Origin of the sequence: Campylobacter sp. 19-13652 (assembly GCF_019702925.1) — a bacterium.
Taxonomy (GTDB): domain Bacteria; phylum Campylobacterota; class Campylobacteria; order Campylobacterales; family Campylobacteraceae; genus Campylobacter_A.
Genome location: NZ_AP024713.1, coordinates 1007046 through 1033667, shown reverse-complemented (window position 1 = coordinate 1033667; position 26622 = coordinate 1007046). Strand labels below are relative to the sequence as shown.

Here is a 26622-nt window from a genome sequence, read left to right as displayed (position 1 = left end):
TTTGGAGATGAGCCGGTTAAATTTAGCTATGAGTGGCTTTAAATTAAGAGTGCCTTAAGCCATACACCAAACCCGAGAGATGGCAAAAACAGGGCTATGGGTTTATACTTTGGGGCAATGAGGGCTAAAAATGAGTAAAAAATAAGCAGCCAAAGTGGTATATCTAGGCTTTTTATATTGGTTGATTTAAACTCTAAAAGTGGCTCTATTGCAAAATCAAGCATACCGCCAAAGCCCAGCATATGAAGTAGCGCAGCTAACGGATAAAATAGTATAAAGATAAAATTTAATAAAAGTCCGCTTAGCTGCCAAATGCTAGCAAAATCAAAAAAATATCCAGTGATTATAGTCATACAAAAAGCGATATATATGTTTAGATTAACGGCAAAAACGAGCCTATTTTTTGGCTTAAAATGGTGCAGATAGAGGTAGATAAACCACACTCCAAAGCAAGAGAATAAAAATCCAACATTAAAAATAAGCTTTAAATTTAAAGCCACAAGCGCACAAACGCAGACAAAAAATAGCTCAAAGCTTAAAATCCTAATCCCTCGTGTTAGCAGATAAAATCCCACAAAACCCATGCTAAGCGCTCGCATAAAACTCGGCACAAATCCTATAAAGTAAGCATAAAATGCCACTATTAAAAATGCCAGTACCGATATGTCAAAGCGGTAGTCTCGGTACGGAAAATACCTAGTTAAAAGTGCCATATAAGGCGTGCGCAACAAGAAAAATACTAAAAATAAAATTGCGCTTAAATGATAGCCACTGATGGCGATTAGGTGGTTTGCGCCGTATTGCTGCATGCTCTGTCTTAGGGCTTTGCTTGGGGTTTGTGCAAGAAATAATGCCTCATAAAGCTCGCTAATAAGGGTGTTTTTGTGCTGGCTTTTTATAAAATTTAAGGCTTTTAAATAATGCTCGCTAGTAACGCTACTTGGCGCGCTAAGTACAGGTACCCTGCCCTTGCTGTCGCTGTAGGTTTCCTTACTAGGTGCGTGTATATCGTCTTTTTCTATGAGGTGTCTTTGGGTGCTTTTGACAAATATTTTACGGCTTAAAAAATCCAAAAATCCTATATTTATAGTGTAAATTTCAAGCCCGATAAAATCGCCTTTTTTGTAATTTTCCTTAAGGGCAACTTTGCTAAATAGCTCAAAATCATCACTTAAAATTTTTATAAATTTACGGATTTTATTCTCCTTTTTAGACACTATGACCTCTTTTATCACGCCAGTGATGTATGGCTCTGGTTCGTCGATAAATTTGTAGTATTTGTGGTATTCATAGACTAAATTTAAAACAAATATAAAAGCCAAAAAAGCCGCAAAATACACTATTTCACGGCGCGAGCTAAATATCGGCACTAGCTTACAAAATCCGTCGCTTGCACTAATCCGCTTTTATTTTCAAAGCGTGTAAATTCTTTTTGGAATATGACCTCGACTGTGCCTATGGGACCATTGCGATTTTTGCCGATGATGATTTCTGCCTCCTCCTCTAGCTTATTTAGCGATACTTGTGGCGTGTAGTCCTTGCCCTCAGCTTTGGCGCGTTTTTCTTTTTCTCGCTCCTCTTGCTCGCGATAAACCTCGTCGCGATATACGAATAAAATCAAATCTGCGTCTTGCTCTATCGCCCCACTTTCACGCAGATCGCTTAGCATAGGACGCTTATTCGCACGGCTTTCAAGAGAGCGGTTTAGCTGACTTAGGGCGATTATAGGCATGTCTAGCTCGCGTGCTAATAGCTTTAGGCCGCGTGAAATCTCGGCTATTTGCAGGTGGCGATCCGAAAAGCTACTCGTGCTAGTCATAAGTCCAATATAATCAATCACGCATAAATTTATCTCAGGATGTAGCATTTTTAGCTTTCGCATTTGCGATCTGATTTGGTGAATATTTACGTAGCCACTGTCATAGACGTAAAACTTCCGCTCCGCCATATCGCTGCACGCATCGCTTAGGCGGCTTATCTCCTCATCGTCCATTTTGGCGGTGAGGATTGTTTGAAGTGGTATTGAGGTAAGTGAGCTTAAAATCCTAGCCATGATCTGCTCAGCTGGCATTTCAAGGGAGAAAAACACTACCCCCTCGCCGCGTCGTAGTGCATGGCTTACGAAGTTTAGGCAAAGCGTCGTCTTGCCCATAGCAGGGCGTGCAGCTAGGACGATGAGATCTCCTGGCTTAAAGCCTTTTGTCATGTTATCAAGCCCCCTAAATCCACTTGAAACCCCGATCATATCGCTATTTTCTAGGCTTGCCTGGTGTGCTAGGTACTCATTTAGGGACTTTATGATGTCTGCACTATCTCTGATACTTCCAGCTTGCGCACCCTCGACTAGGGCATAAATTTCTTGACTTATGCCATCTATCATATCCCTAGCGCGTGCGTCTTCGCTTACCTTTGACGGAACTTTTGAGGCGACTTTTATAAGCTCGCGCTTGATGGATTTTTCATGCAAATCGTCGGCGTATTTTTGTATGTCTACGATGGGATTAGTAGATAAAATATCAGCCATAAGAGTCGTGTCAAATCTCTCGCCTAGCTTGTTTTTTATAAAATTTGTCGCTATAGGCTCCTCGCTTGCGACGCACATGCCCATAGCTCGGTAAATCTCGCTATGCCCCCTGTGGTAAAAGTCCTTCTCGCCTAGCATATCAGATATCTCGCCGTAAAGGTCATTGTTGACCAAAATCGAGCTTAAAATCGCGCGCTCCATATCCATGTCGTATAAATTTGCATAATCTATCTCAAAAGGATTTTTCACGCTCATTTTGCTTCCCTGCTTTTTATTTCGTCATCTACTTCGAGTAAAAATCGCTCCACCAGCTCGCTCTCTGGCAGCCTTGCTACGATTTCGCCACGACGCATCACTAGCCCGTTTCCTTTGCCAAAGGCAATAGCCACATCAGCGCCCTTTGCTTCGCCTATGGCATTTACCACGCAGCCCATTACGCTTACATTTAGCGGCTCTTTTATGTGCTTTGTCTTTTCTTCGACGATTTTTACTGCCTGCATTAAATTTGCCTGCAGTCGCCCGCAGGTCGGGCAGGAGATGATATTTAGCCCCTCTTTTTGCCGCCCGCTATCTTTTAGTATGGCTTTGGCGACTTTTATCTCCTCTTCTAGCTCGCCTGTGATGCTCACTCGCATCGTATCGCCTATGCCTTCAAGCAAAAGCCCGCCAAGCGCGATTGCGGATTTAATCGTAGCGTGAAAGCTAGTCCCAGCCTCGGTAACGCCTAGGTGAAAGGGATATGGCGTGAGCGGACGCAGAGCACGATATGCCGCCATCGTGCGAGCCACGTCGCTTGATTTAAGCGAGATTTTGATATTTTCAAAGCCAAAATCCTCAAGCAAGCCTATGTTATATAGTCCGCTTTGCACCATAGCTTCGACGCTCCTGCCGTATTTTCGCTCAAACTGCTCCTCAAGCGAGCCTGAATTTACCCCTATGCGTATGGGGATGTCCCGCTCCTGACACGCCTGCACCACGGCTTTTATGCGTTCTTTTGAGCCGATGTTGCCTGGATTTATCCGCACCGCATCGACATACTCGGCGACTATGAGTGCGTAGCGATAGTTAAAGTGAATGTCCGCTACGACTGGCAGGGGGCTGGATTTTACTATCTCTTTTAGCGCCGCAGCGTCCTCTTTGTCAAAGACGGCACAGCGGACGATGTCAGCCCCAGCAAAATAAAGCCTGTTGATCTGCTCTAGCGTGCCAGCTATGTCCTTTGTCTTTGAAAATGTCATTGATTGCACTGATATGGGGGCGTCGCCGCCTATTTTTACATCGCGAATTTTTATCTGTTTGGTTGGGTATCTTTGCACATTTTTGCCTTGGATTAAATTTGAATAATTATATTAAATTTAAGGTTATGAAAAGATTATAAGCGCTTCAAACAGGTGCAAATTTAAAGGTTAGGAGAAGTTTATTGGATCAATATCAATGTCTATATTTGGCTTGTCGCACCCTCTTGCTAGGCTTAAAAGGCTTTGATGAGAGCTCGCTCTAAGTAAAATTTCAAAGCGATAAATGCCACCTATATACTCTATCGCGCATTTTCCGTATCCGATTAGCTCTATGTCCTCATAGGCTTTAGTGGTTTTTACGCACTCTAGCATGATATTTTCGGCTAAGGAGCTATCTTTATGAGTGATAATTATGCGTAAAAGCCTAGCAAACGGGGGATATAATGGGTTTCTAAAAATTGTCTCATCGGCTATAAATTTATCATAATCGTTAATGTAGCTAGCAAAAAACTCAGGCTGTCTAGTCTGCACCACTACGCGCCCCTGCCCAGCCCTGCCAGCCCTGCCAGCTACTTGCATAGCAAGTGCCAGAGTGCGCTCTCTGGCTCTAAAATCAGGGTAGTTAAGTAGCTCATCTATGCCAGCGATGACGGCTAGGTCGACGTTGTGATAATCATGTCCCTTGCTTAGCATTTGCGTGCCGACTAAAATGTCGATTTTGTGTTCGTTAAAGTCTTTTAGTGCGCTTTCTAGCTTTTTTTGCGTGGTTATTTCGTCTCGGTCAAATTTTGCTATCCTTGCGCCTGCAAACTGCTCTTTTAGCCTTTGCATTATCTCCTCAGTACCTATTTTTTTTGCCTCTATCATATTAGAGCCACACGCACTGCATGTTGTTGGCTTAGCCTCCGTGTATCCGCAATACTGGCATTTTAGCTTGTTTGTGTTTTTATAAAGACTCATGCCAACTGCGCAAAATGGGCATTTTATAGTGTTTGAGCAGGACTTGCATATGAGATATTTAAAATTTGCTCTAGTCGGCACGCATATAATGACCTGTCTTTTTTGGGCTAGACTTTTTGCTATTTCGCCTAGCAAAGCCTGGCTTAATCCAGTTTCGCTATCGTCAAAAATATAACTTTTTTCGCTTTTGTGATACGTGCCTTTTAGCCTAAAGGTAGGTAATTTTGCTGCGCTTGTTATACTCGGTGTAGCAGAGCCTAGCACTACCTGTATGTCCTGCTTTTGGCTTAGGTATAGGGCTAGATCGCGTGCATTGTAGTGTGGGCGGGCGGTGGCGCTTTTGTAGCTATCGTCATGCTCCTCATCAACTATTATTAGCCCAAGATTTGGCATGGGTAAAAACAGCGCAGATCTAGCCCCAGCCACTAATGCTATCTCGCCACTTTGTATGCCTTTTAGAATTTTTTGCTTATTTTTTGGACTTACTTTACTGTGCCATATCGCCACGCTATCTCCAAAATGCGCCTTTAGCCTTTTGCTCATTTGTGGTGTGAGGGAGATTTCTGGCATTAAAAATAGTGCCGTTTTTTTATCTTTTATCGCCTCTGCTATGACTGAGATATAAATTTCACTCTTTCCGCTGCCAGTATCGCCAAAAAGTAGGCTTGAGTTGTGTGCTTTTATAAATTTAAAAGCTTCGTTTTGATTTTGGCTTAGTGTTGGAGTTATTATGCTTTTTTGTGTTAATTCTAGAGCCAAAGAGCCATTTGTCGGCTCAAAAAGTCCTAGTGAAATCGCTATGGGTGCTGTGTAATAATAGCTGATAAATTTAGCAAGCTCTATTTGATGGGGTAGTAAAAATTCGCCAGTAACTTGCTGTATAGCTAGGGTTTTAAACTCTGGTTTTTCGCATTTATTTATCACATAGCCTTTGACCTTAGAACGTTGAAGCGGTACGATAACTTCGCAAAACTCAGCTATCTCCTCATCGCTGTGGTAGGTGAGTAGTCCAAGACTTCTGCCTAGTATGGCTACTTTATAAAAATTACTCAAGCAAAGCCTTGCAAAGCCCCTTCCTGTCGCTATTTTCTGGGGCGCAATCAAAATCTCCACTAATTGGGTCATAGCTAAATACCGCACGCTCTCCTGCTAAAGAGTAGATAAAAGTCGTATCGTCAATGGCTCTCCAGCCCTCGGTATTATCACTTGCTATTCCGCCTTTTATCACGCTTTGAAAAAGTCTTGAGTCTGAGCTTTTTAGATTTGGGTAGGTACTTTTTTGATTACTTAAAATTGCGTTTGAGTGATAGACTGATATACCTGAGATTACTGCAGCGACTTGAGATTTTGCGAGGGCTAGCTTTGCGTCATCCTGCCCTATGTAAAACTTAGGAAGCGCCATAAAAAGCAAGGTGCCTAAAATCACTATCGCAATAATTATCTCCAAAAGAGAAAATGCCCTTTTTGTCGCATTAAATTTTATCATAACTAAGGCTTTAATCGCTCTTTTTAATTGATAGATTGTCAAAAAAATCCCCAAAGAATTTATCCTTTTTATCAGATAATAAATCAATGTGAGTCATAGACATTTTATCTGCCTTTGAAAGCTCGCTAAGGGGCGTATTTGCCGCACATTCTGATGTCAGGGGCGGATTATTTGATAATGGTAGAGTTACTGTTACACCCTTGTGTCCTAGTGAAACAAGCGAAACTGGTTCTTTTAGCTCTTTTATGTACATATCACTTACTAAATCTATCTGACTAAGTGGCTCATATCCTGGTGAATTTTGGGTAAAGCTTATATCTTTTTTAGAGTCTTGTTCTGTGCTAGGTGATATGGTTTGATTGCTTTGTAAATCATCGTCTAAATCTTTAAAATCATCTTTTAAAGATAGCTCAAAGCTTTCATTTTCAAAGCGCTCATCTGCTACGATTTGGGCGTTTTTTTTATCTTGAAATTCTAAAAAATGATCGTCGCTTTTGTTTTTATTTTGTGCTTCGTGTTGAACTTCTTGTAAAGGCTTATTATTAAATTTATCATCATACATATCGCTAGCAAAGCCATAATTAATATTGCTGTAATCGTCATTGCTGGCGTCTTTGCTTGCGGTGTCATCGCCACGTTCTATCTCGCTTTCATATCTACTATCATTTTGGGTATTTCCAGTTACTTCAGAGATGCTTTTGCAAAGCTCTTTTAAAGCCATTTCGTTTGAATATGCGTCAAAGCTCTTTTTGACAAATGCGTTTAATAGGTCTTTTGGCTCTAAAAATCGCTTACCGCCTAATATATCTCTCCAGTCTCTCTCAAAGGCGATGTAAAAGTCATCCTCAAGCCTTACTGTGTAGTCCTTTGAGGATATGGTAAGCGTGATTGTTTTCATTATTTGCCTAAGACAGCTTTAATTTTTTCCATTACGTCTTCAGATTCTATATTTTTGCGGCTTAGTTCGTCTTCTAGGCGAAATATCTGATTAGTCTTTGCCTCATCTTGCGCTTTTAGTGTAACTATCTCATTATGCAAAAGCTCGTTTTCGTACTTTAGCTCCTCGTACTTTTGTATTAAATCTGAAACCATGCCTGTTATTGTATTTATTGTCTGATTGTTTTCATTGTTGTTAAACATTTTTAGCCTTTTAAAATGGTAGTTTAGTCCCTAATTTTAGCCAAAATAGGCTAAATTTAAGCTAAGCTTTTTTATCGCTTTTGTCATCTTTGTTCTTATCTTGAGTGTTTTTTGCGTCTTTAAGTAGCTTTTTAAGCTCCTCTATCTGCATAAATTCATACTCCTGGTCTAAAAAACGAATATGCCTACTGCTCTCTTCATACACGCCTAGCCCCCTATTATCTCGCGCTGTCCCCTGCTATCAGCTGCACTTAGTACTCCCATACGCTCGAGCTGTTCTATGATGTTTGCGGCTCGGTTATAGCCCACGCCTATGCGCCTTTGCAAGTAGCTTATGCTCGTTTTTCGCTCATTTAGCACCACTGCCTTTGCCTCTTCATACAGCTCGTCTAAATCGCCAGCCACGCTAGTGCTACCAGCCACGCCGCTATCGCCACTAGCATCGGCTAGGAATTTTTCATCATAGACGACCTCTTGCTGGGCTTTTAAAAACTCGACTATCTTTTCTATCTCAGCCTCGCTCGCAAATGGCGCGTGAAGCCTGACGAGTCGCGAGCTAGCGGGCGGAGTAAATAGCATATCTCCACGTCCTAGCAGGCTATCTGCGCCAGTTTGGTCTATGATGACTTTGCTGTCTATTTTCTGCCCTACCCTAAAGGCTATGCGGCTAGGCAGGTTTGCCTTTAGTACGCCAGTTACCACATCTACGCTTGGGCGCTGGGTGGCGACTATTAGGTGTATGCCACTAGCTCTTGCCATCTGCGCTAGACGCGAGATGTAAAACTCCACGTCCTTACCCCCAGTCATCATCAAATCCGCAAGCTCGTCGATGATTACGACGATATAAGGCATCTCCTCGCCACCTTCAGAGCGCATTTTGTCATTATAGCTTTCTATATTTTTGGTGCGTGTGTGGCTCATCACAGCGTAGCGACGCTCCATTTCAGCGACCATATTTGATAGGGCTGTGATGGCCTGTTTTGCCTGCGTGATGACTGGCGTTAGTAGGTGCGGTATGTCGTTATAGATGCTAAACTCAAGCATTTTTGGGTCAATCATCATCAGTCGCAAAGTCTTTGGCGAATTGCGATAAAGCAGGCTTAAAAGCATGGCGTTTATCCCTACGCTTTTACCGCTACCAGTCGTACCAGCGATGAGTAGGTGCGGAAGCTTTTTAAGATCCGTTACAAAAGGCTCTCCGACTATGTCCTTGCCTAGGGCTAGAGTGAGCGGGCTTTTGGCTGTTTGATACGCTTCGCTTTGCAAGATCTCTTTTAAATATATGGTCTGTGTGTCTGCGTTTGGCACTTCTATGCCCACGACATCTTTGCCAGGGATAGGGGCTTGTATGCGTATGGTCTGCGCACGTAAAGCCATGGCTAAGTCGTCTTGGAGAGTGAGAATTTTACTCACTTTTATGTGTGGCGCTGGGCGAAATTCAAAGGTGGTAACAATAGGGCCTGTGTAGGTACGTACCACGTCGCCATCGATTTTAAAGCGACGCAGCTTTTCTAATAGGTCTGATATTTTCTGATCTATCTCCGCTTCGTTTATATGGCTTGCTCTCTTTGGTGGGTCAGCTAGGAATTTAAGTGGTGGCAGCGAGAAGTCCTTTGGCTTTGCCACTTCGCCCTTTTCTATTTGGGCTAGCAAGGCTTTATTTTCTACGACCTCGTTTAATATCTCTACTGAGCTGTTTTTTAGGGGCTGTTTAGGGGCTGGTTTATCTGATTGTATGATTTTTATTACTGGTTCAGGCTTAATATCTTGAGCTATTTGTGGCTTATTTTCTGGTTGTTTTATCATTTCGACTATTTTTTCTTTTGGCTCTTTTTTTTGTGTTTGTTGCTCTTTTTGCGCTAGCCACATATCAGCGGCCTCGTCGCCACTTGTATAAATTTCTTGCGTTAAATTTGATTGTTTTAGGTATTCATAATCCTCAATGCTTTCCTCGCTAAGATCCGTCTCATCCTCATAATCGGGCTCATCAAATGTATCCCCAAGTACGACAATATCCTCTTTTTTCTCAAATATTTCTACGCTTTCTTCGTCATCTTTTTTTGGCTGTTTTTTGGCTGTTTTTTGCATAAGATTATTAAATTTAAACCGTGACTTTAAAGTCTTTAACTGCACTTCATCTAGTATTAAAAGAGTAGCTAAAAGCGTGATAATTAGCGTTATGACCAACTGCCCTACTTTGCCTATTAGGGCTTGCAAAACGTTTGTCATCGCACTTGCTATAAGCCCAGCATTTTGCACGCCAATCATAGCAGTAGCGCTAAGGGCTGCAAAGAATAAAAGCACTCCGCCTATGCCGCACTGCCAAAGTCTGAGGCTTGATGGGTTTTTAAAAGTGGCTATCAAAAATATAGGCAATAATAGAGGATATGCGTATCCAAGAATGCCAAAATATTTTAAATTTATTCCACCTAAAGTCTTTCCCCAAGCTCCGACAAATTCGGCACTAGGAAGCAGTGATGAGAGTGCAAAAAATATCAAAAAACCAAATAAAATAATAAAAGATATGCGTTTTAAAATGGTAATTCCTTGTGATAAAAATAAGAAAAATTATACTAAAAAATAGCTTAAATTTAAAAAAGATACCCCCAAATTTTAACGAATTTAAGGGGCAAAATAGAGGCTTAGGTAGGATTACATATAGTTTAGCAAGCTTAGTTGGTTTATCTTTGCGCTGGCTTGTAGTATGGCTTGATACGCCATCATGTGCTGATTTAGTGCTAGATAGGCTTTGCCATAATCTGTATCCACTAGATCAGATTTTACGCTTGAGACGTTTACTATCATGATTTCTGCGCGGTGCTGGGTGTCTTTTAGGGAGTTAGTATACGAACCTAGCACCGTCTCTTGCTTATGGATATGATCCATTATATGATCAATCCGCTCAAGTGCACCCTGAATCCCAGTATTTCTAGGGTCTTTATGCTCGTTGCTTGCGCGGTAATAGCCACCTTTTACCGCCTCTATCATTTTGTTTAAGTCTTTAAAAATATCTATGCTCGGCTCGTCTATTTCTATGGCATTATTTTCCATAAAACTAAATGTTGAGCCCCTGCCCTGCCCTGTGGTAGAGTCGCCTTTAAAGCGGGTGTTTACGTTTTCTGTTATGGCTATGCCATTTTCATACCTGACAATTACTGCTTCAGTTGTCTCTTTGCCGCTATAAACAGATAGTTCAATAGGAGTTACGGATAGACTTTTGTCTATTAGCTCTATCTTGCCAAATTCATTTAGCCGTACATCTACGCTATCTTTTGCTGCGATTATGTTTGCGGCATAGCTATCGTAGTTATCTTTTTGCAACTGCTCTATGCGTCCACTTGCAGCCATAGCGATGATGTCATTTAACTGCCTGTATGTAAATTCTCTATTTGGCGTGGAGTGAGCTGTGGCATTATTATTATGCGCCCTAGTCATAAATTCATTACTTTGCATTATAGTTATACCAGTCTCAGAACGAGTTGGTAAAGGCACGTATTGACCTGCGCCATTTTTTACATTTGTAGTATAATCAAGCTTTGCTCCATCAGCTGTAAATCTAACAGTTAGGTCGTATACTTCGCCACTTCTTGATTTTACATTTATTTTTATGGACTCTCCGTCTATGTTATAAAGCCCAGCTATGTCGTTGCCACGCACGTCTTTATAGAGCGTATTTGTCCCAGCAGTCATTGCTAGTGGGGTGTCTTCTGTGGCGTATTTATTATTTGATCTTATAACTTGAGAGATGTTGCTTGTTAGCTTGCTGTCTTGTGCATTAAATCGGACTTTATCAAAATCATAAGCGTTTGTTTCGTTGCCTGTCATATCCTTGTAGGCATTTTGTGTAAAATCCATGACGTAAATTCTATTTGCAGGGTCATTTTGATATTTTTTTACGTTTTCCTCTAAGGCTTGCAGGCTATTTGAGTCTGCTATTGAGCGTTTGCTATTAGCCGCTTTATTTTGGTAAAACGCTACGTCATCCTTAACGGTTTGAGCTGCGCTTTCTTTGTCGTTTACCTGTTCAGTGGCTGCTACTAGATGAAAGTCTATGAAGTTATTTCCACGTGTTAGATCTGTTACATTTATTTGTCCGTCGGCATTTAGTGTTACGTCGACTACTTTATCTCGTTCATCGTTACCAAATTCCCTACCTATTTTATCCATGAGTCCTTGTATTGTCGTATCTGAAGTAAGCTGAAATTTGCTAGTAAAGCTAGTGCCATCAGGCTTTCTGCCCTGCAGGTAAAAAAACGTATCTGGGTATTTATTTTGTTCATTTGGTAAAAAATCATAATCGTAGTTTATCTTTTCTCTATCTTTTGGTATGATATAGTTTTTGCCGATCATGTCGACTATGCGGCTGCTTTCTGTTAGAAATTTTGGCGCATCGTCTGAGTCTTTTTTTGTCTGATCTATGAGGCTTACGTTTGTGGTTAGATGTCTGCGGTAGTCGGTGTCGGTACCTTTAAATAGCTCCTTACCGCTTATATTAAACGGCAGATCTATCTGTGAGCCAGCTTTGGCTTTCATAGTCTCGTCGTTTCCCATATAATCGCCATTTCCATTTATAGGCTTTATATTTACTGTGCTACCAGAAAAGAGAAATTGCCCATTTATGGAGGTGTTTGCTATATTTATAAGGTAGTCTCTAATGCCCTCTAAATCCTGCGCTATAGCCATACGAGAGGTTACGTCATGTACGTCAGATGCAGCTTGGGCTAGCTTGACTTTGAAGCGTTCAAGCTGCTTGCTAAACTCTTGCAATGATTGGTCTGAGTTTTGGCTAAAATTTACAGATTTTTGCGTAGCGTCGACCACCTGCTCTAGCGAGACTATCTCGTAATCAAGCCTCATTCCGTCATTATACACAGACGCATCTTCAAATGAGTTGCTTATCTTTGTTCCGCTTGAGATTTGATTATTGTACTTTTGGATTTGGCTCATTCCGTACTGGTAATCTGCTACGGATTTTTGAAATTTCATCTGTGTGGTAATTCGCATATTTTTCCCTTTTTATCTCTTTGTTTAAGCCTTAAGCAAAAATAGTTCCGTTTTTACCAAATCGGCTAAAATTTAAATTTATTTAGTATTATTAGGGATAAATTTTTAGGAGCTTGATATGAGAGTTTTGTTTTCGCCTAGTGAGGCTAAAGTCTTTGATGTGAGCGATGTTGCTTTAAACGTAGATTGCTTTAGCTTTCCTTCTTTATTTGAGTTTCGCAAGGAGGCTATAAATTTATATAATAGCGTTATAAATAGCGGCAATACTGACGAGATTTTATCTATGTTTGGTACAAAGCATATAGATGAGGATTTGCTCTGTGATTTAGGAACAAAAGGCTGTTTGAAGGCTATATTAAGGTATGATGGGGTGGCGTATGCAGCGCTTAAATATCGCTTACTAGATGAGGCAGCTAAGGAGTGGATAGATAAAAACGTGATGATATTTTCAAATTTATTTGGACCAGTTTTAGCGTCTGATTTGCTTCCTTATTATAAACTTAAGCAGGGTGAAAGGGTGCGCGGAGTGGCACTTGAGAGCTTTTACGCAAAGCATTTTAGCAAGGCGATTGACGAGTGGCTTTTGGGTGAAGACGTGCTGGATTTAAGGGCTGGATTTTACGCAAAATTTTACAAACTTAAACAGCCCTATATTACGTTTAAATTTATAAGTGAAGGAAAGGTTGTTAGCCACTATGCAAAGCATTATAGAGGTGAAGTTTTGCAAGCTATGGCTAAAAATGAGGTAAAAAATACTGATGATCTCATGGGGTTAAAACTTGAAAATTTAGCTTTAAAGGAGATTATAAAGAGTGGTTTAAAGACTGAAGTAGTGCTAGAAATAGTCAAAAATAGCTAAAAATGGCGTATTTTTTCAAATTTTAGCTAAAAAACTATTGTAATTCTTTAAAAAATATTGTAGAATAAAGCCATATTACTTCATTTTTAAGGACAAGCTATGAAAAAAGCTGAGTTTATCCAAGCTGTTGCCGAGAAGGCAGGACTATCTAAAAAAGACACCCTAAAAGTAGTCGACGCTACATTAGAGGTTATCGAAGATACATTAGTAGCTGGCGATAATGTAAGTTTTATCGGTTTTGGCACTTTTGATGTATCTGAAAGAGCTGCTCGTAAAGCTCGTGTGCCAGGCACTGATAAGACAATAGATGTTCCAGCTAGCAAAGCTGTTAAATTTAAAGTAGGCAAGAAGCTAAAAGACGCTGTTGCTGCTTCTAAAAAAGCTAAGAAAAAGTAATTTATCTATAATTATTTAATATTGATTTAGCATCATTTATATGGTGCTAAAATGCCTGAGTGGTGAAACTGGTAGACGCGCCAGACTCAAAATCTGGTAAGGGCAACCTTGTGTCGGTTCGAGTCCGACCTCAGGCACCATTTTGTATTTATCTTTTAAAATTTAAATCATGATTAATTCTTTTTTGCGAAGACTTATTTTTAATTTAAATATTCTATATTTTACTCATTAAATTTAACCTATCAAGAAGCATTGATATTTTAGCTAGTTCGCTCTTATCTTTTATCTCGTTTGAGGAGTAAAAATATCTCACCCTTGTGCTAGTGTTGACATCGTGATATTCTGGTGTTATTTGGTTTAATAGGCGGTTTATTGTACCTTGATTTCCGTCATAAAATTTAACACCCTCAAGTACATCTAAAATTGTATCTTTAAAATAGTTAAAATGGGTGCAACCAAGCACCACGCTATCCACTTTTTGCCCTATTTTTTCAAGTTGTGCTTTTAAATACTCCTTTAATCTCTCTGATGCAAATTCCCCATTTTCGGCAAATTCTACAAGCTTTGGCAGTGCTACTTTTATTAGGTTATCGGCATTGTTTGTTAAAGCTATCAGGTTGTCTAGCTTTTTACCAGCTATTGTAACTGGTGTGGCTAATAAAAGAGCTTTTGATTTTGTGGCGTTTAATGCAGGTTTTATGGCTGGCTCCATGCCTATTATAGGGATTTTAAAATGCTCTCTTAATGGCGCAATTGCCGCAGAAGTTGCAGTATTACATGCTACTATTACAGATTTTGCGCCTTGGCTTATTAAAAAATCAGTCGCATTTATTGAGTATTTTATTATCTGCTCTTGTTCTTTTGTGCCGTATGGTACGTGCTCTCGATCTGCGTAGTATAAAAATCGCTCGTTTTTAAGTTCTGCTGTGCGCAGTGCTAGCTCAAGTACACTAAGTCCCCCAAGCCCAGAATCAAATATACCTACCATTTTCTAGCCTTATAGTTTTAAGTATCTATTAAGAATTATCATTGCCGACATACTATCAAGCCTGCCGTCTCTTTTGCTGCTTGTGTAAAGATCGCTCGCTTCGCTGCTTGAGTATGCTTCATTTACATACTCAAGCTTGCCATGAAAATCAAGCAAACTTGCAAAATGCTCAACCCGTCTTTTCATTTCGTCCTCGCTACCGCCACCTAGCGGCACGCCTATTACAAGAGTATCTGCTTTGTATTCGCTTAATACTTCTCGTACCTCGTTTGCTGCTTGATTTCTATTTTTGCGTATGATAGGATTTAGTGGTACCGTGATTTTGCCATCACTAAAAGCCACTCCTATGCGCTTAAGTCCTATGTCTAATCCTATTATTTTTGCCATTATGCCTCAAATGTATAAATTTAATTTGCAAATACTCTTAAGTTTTTAATCTCTATTTTTCCGTCAAGCTCATACTCATATATGATGTCTCCAAATTTAGCTAGCATATCATCGAGCATAGCTCCGTCCTTGCAATATCTAAGTATCTCATCATTACTATCCTTAAGTTGCGCTTTAAGAGCCTTTTTATTGCTTGCAAATTTATCACTAAAAGCCTCAAAATCAGCCAAAAGGCTAGCCTTGCCCTGCTCTAATAGCATATTGCTACCCCTGCTCTCGCTTAAACGTTGCGGTAGCACATAAATAGGCACTCCAAGCCGCTGGGCTATGTTTGCACTTGCCATTGTGCCGCTTTGTTGGTCTGCTTGTGCGATGACAAGCGCCTGAGAGAGCGCCACTACTATGCGGTTTCTTTGTAAGAAATGGTGGGCTAGAGGTGGTGTTTGGGAGGGATATTCGCTGATTGCTAGTGATGTTTGGAGTATTTTTTTAATGGTGTTTGAATTTGATTTAGGGTAGATTACATCCACGCCATTTCCAAAAACCGCTATAGTGTGCCCAAGTGCCGCTGTATGAGCAGCTATATCTACGCCAAGGGCAGCCCCACTTACTACGCAGATTTCTCGGCTTGCAAGAGTGCTTGCTAGCTGACTAACCAGCTCTTTTGTGTATACACTTGCTTTTCTTGAGCCTACTATTGCTATTTTTGGCAGCTCAAGAAGCTTTGTTTCACCTATGGCATATAGTGATTTTACCTCTGGGTCTACTTTTGTGTTAAGTCTGTTTAGGGATTTTGGTAGCTCGTCTTTTGTGAGGATTTTCAATGATAAAGCTCCGAAAAATATACTACATCAACGTCTTTTAAAAGCCCATTTTTTTGGGCTTTTATTGTGTTTATTGTATTTGGTTTTGGATGACCTATGGCTATGGCATAGCCTCTTTTTTTAGCCATAGATACGGCTTTTTCTAGCTCTTTTTTTACCTCATTTGCAGCCTCATCGTCGTCTAGAAAAACATCCCTTCCTATGTATCCAAGTCCAAGTTTTTCGCTAGCTGATGCTACCTTTGAGTATTGCGTTGTCCGCGAATCCAAAAATGTAAAATCATAAATTAAACTCGCTCTTAGTAGTTTTATCATGGCTTGTTCTGAGCTTGTGAATTTAGAGCCTGTGTGATTGTTGATGTATTTTGCCTTTGGGAAGTCTTTTCTTACCTTTTTTAATATAGAGCTTATGTGCTCATAGCTATCACTATCTTTTAGTGTATTTGGCTCAGGTTTATTAAATTTAATCGCCTCAAGTGGTAGGTGTATCATAAAGGAGCTAAACTCATCTGCTATGCGCGGTGTGTCTGGGTGTGCGCTTGTAGGCGGAAATATAGATGGTGTTATTTTTAGTCCGATTGAGCGTACCATGGCAGCGTGCGCCTTTGTGGCTATGTCATCGATTATTATCACTAGTCTAGGTTTGTTTGCTAGGTGTATGGTTGGTTGAGCTTTTTTGCTACCAGGGAGAAATTGTTTTGGCGGTTTTGTATAATTTGGATAAATTTTTGGCGTTTTTTCTATGGATTTTTCTGTTTTTTTATTTTGCTCTTTTTCGGTGATTTCTTTTTTTACTTCGTTTTTTTCTATTTGCAATCTATCGATTTGCTCTTTTTTTTCATTTTGTTTGCTATTGACTTGGCTTTTGTTTTTTGCCTCTTGATTTTGGTTTTCTTGTGTTTTGCTTAAATCAGGGCTTAAATTTGTGTTTTTTTCACTATTTTCACTTTTGGCTTGCTCTGTTTTTTCGTTTTTATTATTTTTGAAAAATATTTGGCTTAAGTTTTCGTTTTTATCAAATTCATATTTTTTGTGCTTTATAGGCTCTAGTGGTTTGCCGATGATAACCTCTTTTTTGCCATTTTGGCTTATTTGCTGAGTATCTTTTGTGTCGTTTTTAGAATTTATTTCATTTATGCTGTCTCTTGTAGGCAAAAGCTGGGTATATGAATAATACCCAAGTCCAAATATAGCACACAAGGCTAAGCCAGCAAGTGCATAGTTTAGCCTTTTTAGGTGCGAGTTTTTATCCGCGCTTTTGCGTTTTTTTGACGTTTTTCTTGCCACTAAATATAGCTTAGTTTTTATCTTTATCTATTAGCTTGCCAGCGTTTATCCACGGCATCATAGCACGTAGTTTTTCGCCAGTTTTGGTTATTTCAGCTTGGGCTGAAAGCTTTCTTTCGGCGTTCATTTTTACATATCCTGCTTGCTTTTCTAGGATGAAATTTTTAGCAAAAGTGCCGTCTTGAATGTCTTTTAAAATGCCCTTCATAGCCTTTTTGCTCTCTTCGTTTATCACTCTGCCGCCACTTACATAATCGCCAAATTCAGCCGTGTTTGAGATAGAATAGCGCATATCAGCCATACCGCCAGCATAGATTAGATCTACGATTAGCTTCATCTCGTGCAAGCACTCAAAATACGCCATCTCAGGCTCATATCCAGCCTCAACTAGGGTCTCAAAGCCAGCGTTAATTAGTGCGCATAGGCCACCGCATAGCACGGCTTGTTCGCCAAACAAATCGGTCTCGGTTTCATCTTTAAATGTAGTCTCGATTATGCCGCTTCTGCCCCCGCCTATAGCGCTTGCGTAGCTTAGGGCTATCTGCTTTGCCTTACCGCTTGCGTCTTGTGCGACGGCGATTAGATCAGGTATGCCGCCACCATTTACAAATTCATTCCGCACGGTGTGTCCTGGGGCTTTTGGCGCTATCATAATGCAATCAACGCCCTTTGGAGGCACGATCTGTCCGTAGTGGATGTTAAAGCCGTGAGCAAAAGCTATCGCCTTGCCTTCGCTTAAATTTGGCTTTATTTCGTTTTCAAAAATCTCTTTTTGATGCTCATCTGGAGCTAGGATCATAATGACATCAGCCAGTTTTGTGGCCTCGGCCACACTTGCGACCTTAAAGCCCTTTGCTACAGCTTTACTCCAGCTAGCGCCACCCTCTCTTAGACCCACGATTACCTCGACACCGCTATCACGGAGATTTTCAGCGTGAGCGTGTCCTTGTGAGCCAAAGCCTACCATAGCGACTTTTTTACTTTTGATTATGCTTAAGTCACAATCTTTGTCGTAATAAATAGTTACTGCCATTTTGATCCTTTTGTTTAAAATGTGAGCGAAATTGTATCACTAAAAGGCTCAAATATCGCTGAAAATTAAAAATTTTAAGCTTATTTAGGATAAAATACAATCAAAATTTCAAAAAAGAAGAAAGCAATGAACGACTCAATTTATAAAAAAATAAAAGCTTTGCCACCACTTGATGATACGGTTATACAGATACAGCGAATTTGCAGTGATGAGAATAGCTCAGTAAATGACCTAACTAAAATAATAGAAAAAGACCCCATGCTAACAGCCAATATCCTGCGCTCGGCAAATAGTCCGCTTTACGGTTTTAGTAAGGAAATAACCTCTATATCTCGTGCTATATCACTGTTTGGTATGGCGACAGTAAGGGGTTTTGCTCTCTCAAGCGCAGTAAAGAAAAACTTTTCTATAAATTTAGAACCTTATAATATATCTACCCACTCATTTTTAAATATTTCGATGGCTCAAACAGCGCTAATGTATAATTGGTATTCTAAGATACGTCCACAAGCCCTAGAAATACTCTCTCCGGCCTCATTTATGCTAGAAATCGGCAAAATCGTCCTAGCTCACGAGCTGATTGAGACGCATAAAGACGCCGAGTTTGGTTCGCATATTAGGCTTATTTCTACCCCTGATGAGCTTTCTGAGCTTGAGCTTAATATGATGGGTATTACAAATGAGGAGGTCGCGGCTGAGATATTTGAGCAGTGGAACTTAGAAAGTGAGCTTGTGAGCACCATACTTCACGCAAACAATCCAGAAGATGCGCCTGATAACGTGCTTGAGTACGCAAGGGCTATTAAGGTTATAAAAACAGCGATAAATATCTTTGGACAGTTAAATAAAGATAGTATAGACGCAACGCTTCCGCTACTTGACAGATATAAATTTGATAAAGATACATTTTTAATGGTTGTAACAAAAGTCAAAGATAATTTGTGAGAAGATTTTTATCCACACTTGAAAATGGCGTAAAAGCGCAGGATTTGCGCCCCGAGAATAGAGAGTGTATTAAAAACCTCCTCTCTATCGGCGCAGCAAATGAGCATAAAAATACATTTTATTTAAATAATTCTTTTATTTCTGGTAGACTTGATGTTAGCTCTAATGGCACTGGGTATTTAAGCGCTTTTAGTGATAAATTTAAAAGTGACATAATAATAGAAAATAAAAACTTAAATGGCGCGCACCTAGGCGATATAGTCTTAGCTAAATTAATAGGCAGAAGCAATAAGCCGCGAGCCAAAGTCATAATGGTACTAAAGCCAGCTCACGCCACAAGCCTAGTCTATACAAAGCAAGTCGGCGCTGCGATACTTGGAGTAAATTTTAAAACAGGGCTTGCCAGTGCTTTAAGGGCAAGCCAAAAAAGTCTCAAAGCACTGCCGCTTGGAACTGTATTAAAGATAAACAATGCAACAAATGAGATAACTGAGGTAGTTGGGAATTTAAACGATCCATTTTGTGATGATAAAATATCGCTTGCTTTGTATAATAAAAACGATGAATTTGGCGAGGCTTGCGAGCTGCAAGCCGCGGCTTATACAAGCGTGGATGCTGCCTCGTATCCAGATCGAGTTGATTTAAGCCATCTTCCATTTTGCACCATAGACCCAGTTGACGCAAAGGACTTTGACGATGCGATTTATTATGATGCCAAAAAGCACATTATCTATGTTGCAATAGCCGATGTGAGCGCTTATGTAACGCCATTTAGCCCCATAGACAAAGAGGCAAAAGAGCGTGGATTTTCTATCTATTTTCCACACAAGGCTGTACCTATGCTGCCTAGGAATTTAAGTGAAAATATCTGCTCTTTGGTGCCTGATATTCCTAGGCTTGCCTTTTGTTTTAAAATTTATTTAGATGATGATTTAAATGTGTTAAAATCGGAGCTTTTTGAGGCGATAATAGTATCAAAAAAGAGATATAATTATGATTTTATAGATGGCGTTTTGGCTGGTGATAATGCCGATGAGCTGGGATTTATAAGAGACTTAGGCGAAATAACTCAACGTCTTAGGGATAAAAGGCTTAAAAACGCCTTTAGCTTTCGCACAAATGAGCTTCGGCTTGAGCTTGACGAGCGTGGGCTAATAAAAAGCACTCGTTTTGAGACCGACACCCACAGCCATCAGCTTGTCGAGGACTGCATGTTACTGGCTAACTGCGAGGCTGCAAAGCGTATAAAATTTGGTATTTTTCGTAACCACCTGCCCCCTGATTTAAAAAAAATCCACTATTTATTGGACGATTTGGCTAGCTTAGGGCTTGATTTTACTTATGAGCCCGACCTTGCTAAATTAATAAGAAAAATTCAAATCGCCGCCGAGGTGCTACAAAATCCAGATGAGATAGACAAGCTTATCATAAAAGCGCAGAAAAAGGCTGGGTATGAGGCTATTAGCAAGGGGCATTTTGGGCTAGGATTTAGTACTTATAGCCATTTCACAAGCCCAATTAGACGGTATTCGGATCTGATTTTGCACCGCATTCTTAAGGCAAATTTAAACAATGACAAAAAACAGCTAAACTATATCCTAGATGGTATCGAGCTAGTTTGTGAGAGACTTAGTGAGCTTGAACGAGAGGCAGACAGGGTAGCGTTTGATTTTATCGACCGCAAATTTGCCCGCTGGGCTAGCGAAAATATAGGTAAAATCGTGCGTTGTTACGTTGTGTCAAATGGCACTGAGCTAATAGCAAGGCTTGATGACGAGCTAAAAGGAGCTAGGATTTTTGTGGCTGGTAATTTTACCTGCGATCTTCTTACTGAGCTTTTGGTAAAAATTCAAAGTGCTGAAATAGCAAGCGGAAAAATCATCGCAAAAGTGGTAAAAAAACTGGGGTGATTTGAGTGTATAGGCGAGAATTAGAGTGGCTTTTATCTAGCGATAGATTTCCAAATTATTTTATGCTTTATGGGGCTGACGAGTATCAAATAGAGCTATTTGGTCGCGAGATTTTGGGGCTTTATACAGCAAATGAGCCAAATTTACTCACTTTTTATTTTGATGAGTATGACTTTTCTAGGGCGCGGGCTCATCTTTTTGAAAGCTCACTTTTTGGAGGCACAAACGTGCTTTATTTAAAAAGTGATAAAAAAATCCCAGCAAAAGAGCTTAAAGAGCTTTTAAGGGCTTGCGAGGCAAATGGCGGACGGTTTTTGTATGAATTTTATGAAGCAGACGCAAAGATGGCTATGGATGCCCAAAAGCTTTTTGGGGTGAATTTTGCTAGATTTTTTAAGCCACAAAGCCCTGATGAGGCAGTTGGCTTGCTTGCAAAGCATTCTGGAAAAATGGGGCTGAATATAACTAAAGGCGCGTTGTATTCTCTATATACCATACATAATGAAAATCTCTATCTAGCGGCGTCAGAGCTTAATAAACTAGCAGCGCAAAGCACCCATATTGACGAGGATATGGTGCGGGCTTTGGTTTATGGGCTTTCGGAGATAAGTTTTGATGATTTTTTTAATAAATTTATGAGTGCTCGCCCTATTTCTAGGGAGCTTTTTGAGATAATGCAAAGCTCTGGCTTTAACGAGATAGCATTTATAAATTCCTTATATAAGTCATTTTCTAGGCTTTTTAGGCTTCATGCTTATATTAAAAGTACGGGTAAGTTTGACCTTAAGGCGGCTCTTGGCTACGCGCCTCCTCAGAATGTTGCAAATTTATTAAAAACGCAAAGCATGGGGCTTACATTGCTTAAATATCAAAGTATTTTCATAACCTTAAATGAGGCTGAATTAAAGCTAAAAAGTAGCTCTCAAATAGATAAAAATTCCCTTATCATATCATTGATTTTAAGCTTGCAATCCATAATATCAAGCAAAGCTTAAGCATTTTTTCGATAAACTTTGGGCTTGCTTGAGCCTAAGCTTAAGCTATCCTTGCTCGCGAGGGCGGGCGAAATCCATAAGGAGAATCTATGAGACATTATGAGCTTTTATTTATTCTAAAGCCTACGCTTACAGAAGAAGAAGCCAAAGCCAGACTAGAGTTTGTGAAAGATATTATCACTAAAAATGGTGGCGAAATTGCATCTGTTGTTGAAATGGGTACAAGAAAGCTAGCTTATACTATTAAAAAATATGAGCGTGGCACCTATTTTGTAATCTACTACAAAGCACCACCTTCGCTTTTAAATGAGTTGACAAGGGTTATACGTATAACTGAGGACATTATTCGTTTTTTAAGTGTTAAGTATGAAAACAAAAGAGAGATAGCTGCGTGGGAAAATTTAAGCAAGGGTATTCGCCAAAGCCTCAAAAAAGAGGTACGCGAGCCTAGAGCCCCAAGAGAGCCAAAAGTAGAAGTAGCTGAGGCAGCTAGCGAAGAATAAGGATAAAAAATGTTTAATAAAGTCGTTTTGGTGGGAAATCTTACAAGAGATATAGAGCTGCGATACACGACAACTGGCTCTGCTATAGGCAACTCAGCCATAGCTGTAACTCGCAAATTTACTACAAATGGCGAAAGACGTGAAGAGACCTGCTTTATCGACATTACATTTTTTGGAAAACAGGCAGAAATAGCAAATCAATATCTAAACAAGGGCTCAAAGTTGCTTGTTGAGGGCAGATTAAAATTTGAGCAGTGGACTGATAGTAATGGACAAAATCGTAGTAAGCATACTGTTACTGTGGAAAATATGGAGATGTTGGGGGGTAACCAAAATACTCAAGGTGGTGGATACAATAATCCAAATAACCAAGGCTATAATGGTGGCTACAACAATCAAAATAGTTATACAAGTCCTGATAATTATAATAATCAAAGCTCAAATTATGGTAATTATAACCAAAGCCAAAGCTATCAAAATCAAGGAAACTATCAGCAACAGCAAAGAGCACCTCAAAGACATAGTGAACCAGAGATAGATATTGACAAATACGATAACGATGAAACAATACCATTTTAATTAAGGAATATACAATGGCTGAAAAAAGAAAATATTCAAGAAAATATTGCAAATATACAGAAGCAAAGATAGACTTTATAGATTATAAAGATACGGCTTTACTTAAACACTGCTTATCAGAGCGCTTTAAAATTATGCCACGCCGTTTAACTGGTACATCTAAAAAATACCAAGAAATGGTTGAAAGAGCGATAAAAAGAGCTCGTCATGCAGCTATAATACCTTATGTAGTGTCTACAAACGAGGTTGTAGCAAATCCTTTTGAAGGGCTATAATTTATGGGCGGTTTTTCCGCCTGTAAATTTAAAATATATACTTTCGCTTACTAAACTTAAAGCTATGTTTACACTTTAAGGATAAAATTTGAATAAATTTAAGCATATTATAACCCTTGTGCTAAGTATAAAAGATAAGCAACTTATGCACTATGCCTCAAGTCTTAGCTTTCACACGGTTACCGCTATAATCCCCATATTATTGCTGTCTTTTTCTATTTTTACAAAGCTTCCTAGTTTTGAAAACTATTATGAAAAGATAAAAAAATTCATATTTACTGCAATGCTTCCTAGTCATCAAGAGGTAGTAAGCGAATATGTTGAGAAATTCCTAACTAATAGCTTTGGCGTTGGTTTGGTAGGATTTGGGGCTATGCTTTTAACATCTGTTATGTTTTTTACTGATTATCAATATGTTGTAAATAAGATAATGGATACTCAAAAGCCTCGGGGATTTTGGGCTTCATTAAGCTCTTACTGGACTTTGATTACCATGGCTCCTTTGGGGCTTGCGCTTAGCTTTTATCTATCATCAAAAGCGCAAGATATTTTAAGTTCAAGCGAGTATACAAGCTGGATCAACATCCTCTCAATATTTCCATATTTGGTAATATGGGCCATATTTTTTGCCACATATCTTATATCTGCTAGCGATCCATTGCCAGCCAAATACGCCGCATTAGGCTCATTTTTGGCATCCTTGGTGTGGTACGCTTGCAAGTCGGCTTTTATTTATTATGCCACAAGCAATCAGACCTATTCTAGTATGTATGGCTCGTTTTCTATTATGTTTTTTTTCTTGATTTGGGTGCATATATCATGGGTGATATTTTTATATGGACTTAAAGTGTGTGCACTATTAACCCATAGAAATAATACTAAAAAATAAGACTTTACCTTGTTACTAGGTTGTTTTTAATGGTTAGTCAAATTTATACTCTTTTAAAGAATAATGCTGTTTTTAATTGCAAACTTAAACTACGGTACAAGCCTAATGTCGCTATTTTTTAGCAATTGCCAATATATTAGGTAAGGCAAAGTGTACTTCACTGCTATATGAACAATAAATATCTACTAATATAATGGTTTGAAATTTATAATTTTTAGGTATGTTTTAGCTAAAATCATTACATTTGTGAGACTTAAGGGTTTTCTTGTTATAAATTTATATCATACCCCACCCAGCCAGGATTTTGGGGTAGAAAAATACTTGCAAAATATCTACAACAATTTTATAAATTTAAATATTTATCACCAGTTTTCATGCTATTTTTAAAATATAAAAAGCAGGGTAAATTTAAAGCTTATCCATAACCCTACCCTAGGCTTTTTATTTTGATTTATTGCAATTACTTAGTAGGTATTATTCTCTGCTAAGAGCATCTATGGGATTTAGGCTTGCTGCATTTTTAGCAGGCATGTAGCCAAAGATTATACCTATTGCTGTTGAAGTAATAAGTGCGACTATGATTGAGGTGTTTGAGAAGATCATCTTATACCCAAGCAGGTCGTTTGCCACGTAGCCTATAGCATATGCTAGCCCTATTCCTATTCCTCCACCTATAATACACAGTAGCACAGCCTCTATTAAAAACTGCTGTAGTATGTCCCTAGCGTATGCGCCTATCGCCATTTTTATGCCTATTTCTTTGGTGCGTTCAGTAACACTAACTAGCATTATATTCATCACGCCAATTCCGCCTACAACTAGCGATATGAGTGCTATACCAGAGATGAGCAATTGCATGGTGCGGATGGTCTCTTCTATGGTTTGTTTGATACTGTCGCTATTGCGTGTGAAAAAATCCTTTTTGCCGTGCTTTGCCTCTAGTAGGGCTATGATATTTTTCTCTGCTACTTGCGCATTTACGTCGTCTTTTACGCGCGCTGTTATTGAGTTTATGTATCTACTGCCTGTTAGTCTGTTTATGACGCTTGTATATGGTGCATAAATTCGCAATATACTCGTATCGTTAAAGCCATTTTCATTCCTAGCTAGCACGCCTATTACAATAAATGGTTGGCGGTCAAATAGTATGCGTTTGCCTATGGGATCAGCTCCACCAAAGAGCGATTTTACGCTTGTATCATCTACCACAACCACAGCCGCAGACTCGTCTACCTCCTCTTTTGTAAAGCTTCTGCCCTTAGCCAGCTTTAGCCCATTTACCTCTAGGCTATCAGCTCCACCACCACGCATTGTTGCAGATAGTGAGGTAGAGCCAAAAGTAACAGTACCACTTGTGGATGTGTTTGGTGTAACAGCATCTAAAAACTGCTGCTTAGATAGCGTGTCTGCGTCGCTTACTGTTAGTGTTCGTACTCTATTTGCTCTTAAATCCCCAAAGCCTTTGCCAGGTAGTACATCTATGGTGTTTGTACCTATTTTGCGTATGCCAGCTAAGATCTGTTCTTGTGAGCCTTGCCCCAGTGCGACGACGCTTATTACCGCAGCTATGCCTATTATTATGCCAAGCATTGTAAGCACGCTTCTTAGCTTGTGGGCTAGCATGGCACCTATTGACATTCTAAAACTCTCTACTAAGCGATCTTTAAATGCCAAAAACGCAGGCTTTGCTCTTACTTTTTGCTTTTCTAGCTCATTGCGTTCGTCTTTTTTAACGAGGTCTTTTATGATTAGCCCGTCACTTATCTCTATGACTCGGTTTGCGTACTCTGCTATTTTTGGGTCGTGGGTTACTATTATTATAGTGTGTCCGTTTTTGTGAAGTTTTGAGAGTATGTCCATCACGACTAGTCCGCTTTTGCTATCTAGCGCACCTGTTGGCTCATCGGCTAGGATTATCTCTCCGCCATTTTGCAACGCTCTAGCGATACTCACGCGTTGTTGCTGTCCACCTGAGAGTTTATTTGTGAAATTTTGCGCCTTTTCGCTAAGTCCTAGTGCTTCTAAATTTTTACTAGCTCTCTCCTCTCTGCTGCCTCTACTTTCTCCAGCGTATATGCTAGGCAAAGCCACGTTATCAAGCACATTTAAGCTAGCGAGCAGATTATACCTTTGAAATATAAAGCCAAACTTTTGCTGCCTTAGTTTTGCTAGTGCATCAGGTGAAAATCTAGAAATATCCGCGCCATCAAGCGTGTAACTGCCACTTGTTGGGCTATCAAGACAGCCTATGATATTCATGAGTGTTGATTTGCCACTTCCTGATTGCCCAATTATGGCTACTAGCTCTCCACGCTTTATTTCTACACTTACACCGCGTAAGGCTTCAAATTCATTATCTCCTATTTTAAAGCTTTTTTTAATATTTTCTAGCTTTATCACT

24 protein-coding genes, 1 tRNA gene and 1 pseudogene are annotated in these 26622 nt (G+C 39.7%); 10 read left to right on the top strand and 16 right to left on the bottom strand.

Annotation, left to right across the window (positions count from 1 at the left end):
• Positions 1 to 38 precede the first annotated feature (38 nt).
• The 10 genes and pseudogenes from LBC_RS05030 to LBC_RS04985 form a co-directional block, all read right to left on the bottom strand.
• Positions 39 to 1370 carry a ComEC/Rec2 family competence protein gene (locus LBC_RS05030; RefSeq protein ID WP_221253123.1) on the bottom strand — a complete coding sequence of 444 codons (1332 nt, stop codon included), beginning with the start codon at positions 1368 to 1370 and terminating at the stop codon, positions 39 to 41.
• On the bottom strand, positions 1370 to 2779 hold the full coding sequence (locus tag LBC_RS05025; RefSeq protein WP_221253121.1) for a replicative DNA helicase: 1410 nt from the start codon (positions 2777 to 2779) through the stop codon (positions 1370 to 1372). Before LBC_RS05025 ends, LBC_RS05030 begins: the two co-directional genes overlap by 1 nt.
• Positions 2776 to 3840, bottom strand: coding sequence for a flavodoxin-dependent (E)-4-hydroxy-3-methylbut-2-enyl-diphosphate synthase (gene ispG / locus LBC_RS05020; protein WP_221253120.1), 1065 nt, complete (start codon positions 3838 to 3840; stop codon positions 2776 to 2778). The genes LBC_RS05025 and ispG overlap by 4 nt, the downstream gene beginning before the upstream one ends.
• 90 nt (positions 3841 to 3930) lie before the next feature.
• Positions 3931 to 5775, bottom strand: a complete 1845-nt coding sequence (locus LBC_RS05015; RefSeq protein WP_260173279.1) for a primosomal protein N' — start codon at positions 5773 to 5775, stop codon at positions 3931 to 3933.
• Positions 5768 to 6208, bottom strand: a complete 441-nt coding sequence (locus LBC_RS05010; protein ID WP_221253118.1) for a type II secretion system protein — start codon at positions 6206 to 6208, stop codon at positions 5768 to 5770. The genes LBC_RS05015 and LBC_RS05010 overlap by 8 nt, the downstream gene beginning before the upstream one ends.
• A 10-nt stretch (positions 6209 to 6218) precedes the next feature.
• A complete protein-coding gene (locus LBC_RS09025; RefSeq protein ID WP_260173276.1) occupies positions 6219 to 7106 on the bottom strand; it encodes a hypothetical protein in 888 nt (295 codons plus the stop codon).
• Complete coding sequence (locus tag LBC_RS05000; protein ID WP_221253117.1) at positions 7106 to 7348, bottom strand: hypothetical protein; 243 nt, start codon at positions 7346 to 7348, stop codon at positions 7106 to 7108. The genes LBC_RS09025 and LBC_RS05000 overlap by 1 nt, the downstream gene beginning before the upstream one ends.
• A gap of 61 nt (positions 7349 to 7409) precedes the next feature.
• Positions 7410 to 7553, bottom strand: a complete 144-nt coding sequence (locus LBC_RS04995) for a hypothetical protein (RefSeq protein ID WP_221253116.1) — start codon at positions 7551 to 7553, stop codon at positions 7410 to 7412.
• 2 nt (positions 7554 to 7555) lie between these two features.
• Positions 7556 to 9013, bottom strand: a pseudogene (locus tag LBC_RS09170) (DNA translocase FtsK); the annotation flags it as partial.
• A gap of 987 nt (positions 9014 to 10000) precedes the next feature.
• Positions 10001 to 12352, bottom strand: coding sequence for a flagellin (locus tag LBC_RS04985; protein WP_221253115.1), 2352 nt, complete (start codon positions 12350 to 12352; stop codon positions 10001 to 10003).
• A 118-nt stretch (positions 12353 to 12470) separates the two neighbouring features.
• Here LBC_RS04985 and LBC_RS04980 point away from each other — a divergent pair, with 118 nt between their 5' ends.
• The 3 genes from LBC_RS04980 to LBC_RS04970 all read left to right on the top strand — a co-directional run bounded on the left by LBC_RS04980 (position 12471) and on the right by LBC_RS04970 (position 13747).
• The gene (locus LBC_RS04980; RefSeq protein ID WP_221253113.1) at positions 12471 to 13211 is read left to right on the top strand and encodes a YaaA family protein; all 741 of its coding nucleotides are present in this window, start codon (positions 12471 to 12473) and stop codon (positions 13209 to 13211) included.
• 99 nt (positions 13212 to 13310) lie between these two features.
• Complete coding sequence (locus tag LBC_RS04975; RefSeq protein ID WP_221253112.1) at positions 13311 to 13607, top strand: HU family DNA-binding protein; 297 nt, start codon at positions 13311 to 13313, stop codon at positions 13605 to 13607.
• A 53-nt stretch (positions 13608 to 13660) separates the two neighbouring features.
• Positions 13661 to 13747 (top strand) — tRNA-Leu (locus LBC_RS04970).
• 74 nt (positions 13748 to 13821) lie between these two features.
• On the opposite strand, the gene murI is transcribed toward LBC_RS04970, so the two are convergent.
• From murI to ilvC, 5 genes are read right to left on the bottom strand one after another with little or no spacing between them, the layout of a single operon-like run.
• The gene (murI, locus tag LBC_RS04965; protein WP_221253111.1) at positions 13822 to 14595 is read right to left on the bottom strand and encodes a glutamate racemase; all 774 of its coding nucleotides are present in this window, start codon (positions 14593 to 14595) and stop codon (positions 13822 to 13824) included.
• A 9-nt stretch (positions 14596 to 14604) separates the two neighbouring features.
• Positions 14605 to 14982, bottom strand: a complete 378-nt coding sequence (ruvX, locus tag LBC_RS04960; RefSeq protein ID WP_221253110.1) for a Holliday junction resolvase RuvX — start codon at positions 14980 to 14982, stop codon at positions 14605 to 14607.
• Between the two features lie 20 nt (positions 14983 to 15002).
• Complete coding sequence (locus tag LBC_RS04955; RefSeq protein WP_221253109.1) at positions 15003 to 15806, bottom strand: DNA-processing protein DprA; 804 nt, start codon at positions 15804 to 15806, stop codon at positions 15003 to 15005.
• Positions 15803 to 17092, bottom strand: coding sequence for a divergent polysaccharide deacetylase family protein (locus tag LBC_RS04950; RefSeq protein WP_221253108.1), 1290 nt, complete (start codon positions 17090 to 17092; stop codon positions 15803 to 15805). Before LBC_RS04950 ends, LBC_RS04955 begins: the two co-directional genes overlap by 4 nt.
• Positions 17093 to 17102: 10 nt before the next feature.
• Complete coding sequence (ilvC, locus tag LBC_RS04945) at positions 17103 to 18125, bottom strand: ketol-acid reductoisomerase (RefSeq protein ID WP_221253107.1); 1023 nt, start codon at positions 18123 to 18125, stop codon at positions 17103 to 17105.
• A gap of 126 nt (positions 18126 to 18251) precedes the next feature.
• Between ilvC and LBC_RS04940 the strand changes: the two genes are divergently transcribed.
• The 7 genes from LBC_RS04940 to LBC_RS04910 all read left to right on the top strand — a co-directional run bounded on the left by LBC_RS04940 (position 18252) and on the right by LBC_RS04910 (position 24221).
• Positions 18252 to 19070: an HDOD domain-containing protein gene (locus tag LBC_RS04940; RefSeq protein WP_221253106.1), complete on the top strand. Its 819-nt coding sequence runs from the start codon at positions 18252 to 18254 to the stop codon at positions 19068 to 19070.
• Positions 19067 to 20980, top strand: coding sequence for a ribonuclease R family protein (locus LBC_RS04935; RefSeq protein ID WP_221253105.1), 1914 nt, complete (start codon positions 19067 to 19069; stop codon positions 20978 to 20980). Before LBC_RS04940 ends, LBC_RS04935 begins: the two co-directional genes overlap by 4 nt.
• Before the next feature lie 5 nt (positions 20981 to 20985).
• A complete protein-coding gene (gene holA / locus LBC_RS04930; RefSeq protein ID WP_221253103.1) occupies positions 20986 to 21975 on the top strand; it encodes a DNA polymerase III subunit delta in 990 nt (329 codons plus the stop codon).
• 89 nt (positions 21976 to 22064) lie between these two features.
• On the top strand, positions 22065 to 22478 hold the full coding sequence (gene rpsF, locus LBC_RS04925) for a 30S ribosomal protein S6 (protein WP_221253101.1): 414 nt from the start codon (positions 22065 to 22067) through the stop codon (positions 22476 to 22478).
• Positions 22479 to 22487: 9 nt separating this feature from the next.
• The gene (locus tag LBC_RS04920; protein ID WP_221253099.1) at positions 22488 to 23057 is read left to right on the top strand and encodes a single-stranded DNA-binding protein; all 570 of its coding nucleotides are present in this window, start codon (positions 22488 to 22490) and stop codon (positions 23055 to 23057) included.
• Between the two features lie 14 nt (positions 23058 to 23071).
• On the top strand, positions 23072 to 23332 hold the full coding sequence (gene rpsR / locus LBC_RS04915) for a 30S ribosomal protein S18 (protein WP_221253096.1): 261 nt from the start codon (positions 23072 to 23074) through the stop codon (positions 23330 to 23332).
• An 88-nt stretch (positions 23333 to 23420) separates the two neighbouring features.
• Positions 23421 to 24221: a YihY family inner membrane protein gene (locus LBC_RS04910; protein ID WP_260173267.1), complete on the top strand. Its 801-nt coding sequence runs from the start codon at positions 23421 to 23423 to the stop codon at positions 24219 to 24221.
• Between the two features lie 474 nt (positions 24222 to 24695).
• Here the strand turns inward: LBC_RS04910 and LBC_RS04905 are convergent, their stop codons facing one another.
• A complete protein-coding gene (locus LBC_RS04905; RefSeq protein ID WP_221253094.1) occupies positions 24696 to 26621 on the bottom strand; it encodes a MacB family efflux pump subunit in 1926 nt (641 codons plus the stop codon).
• Position 26622 lies beyond the last annotated feature (1 nt).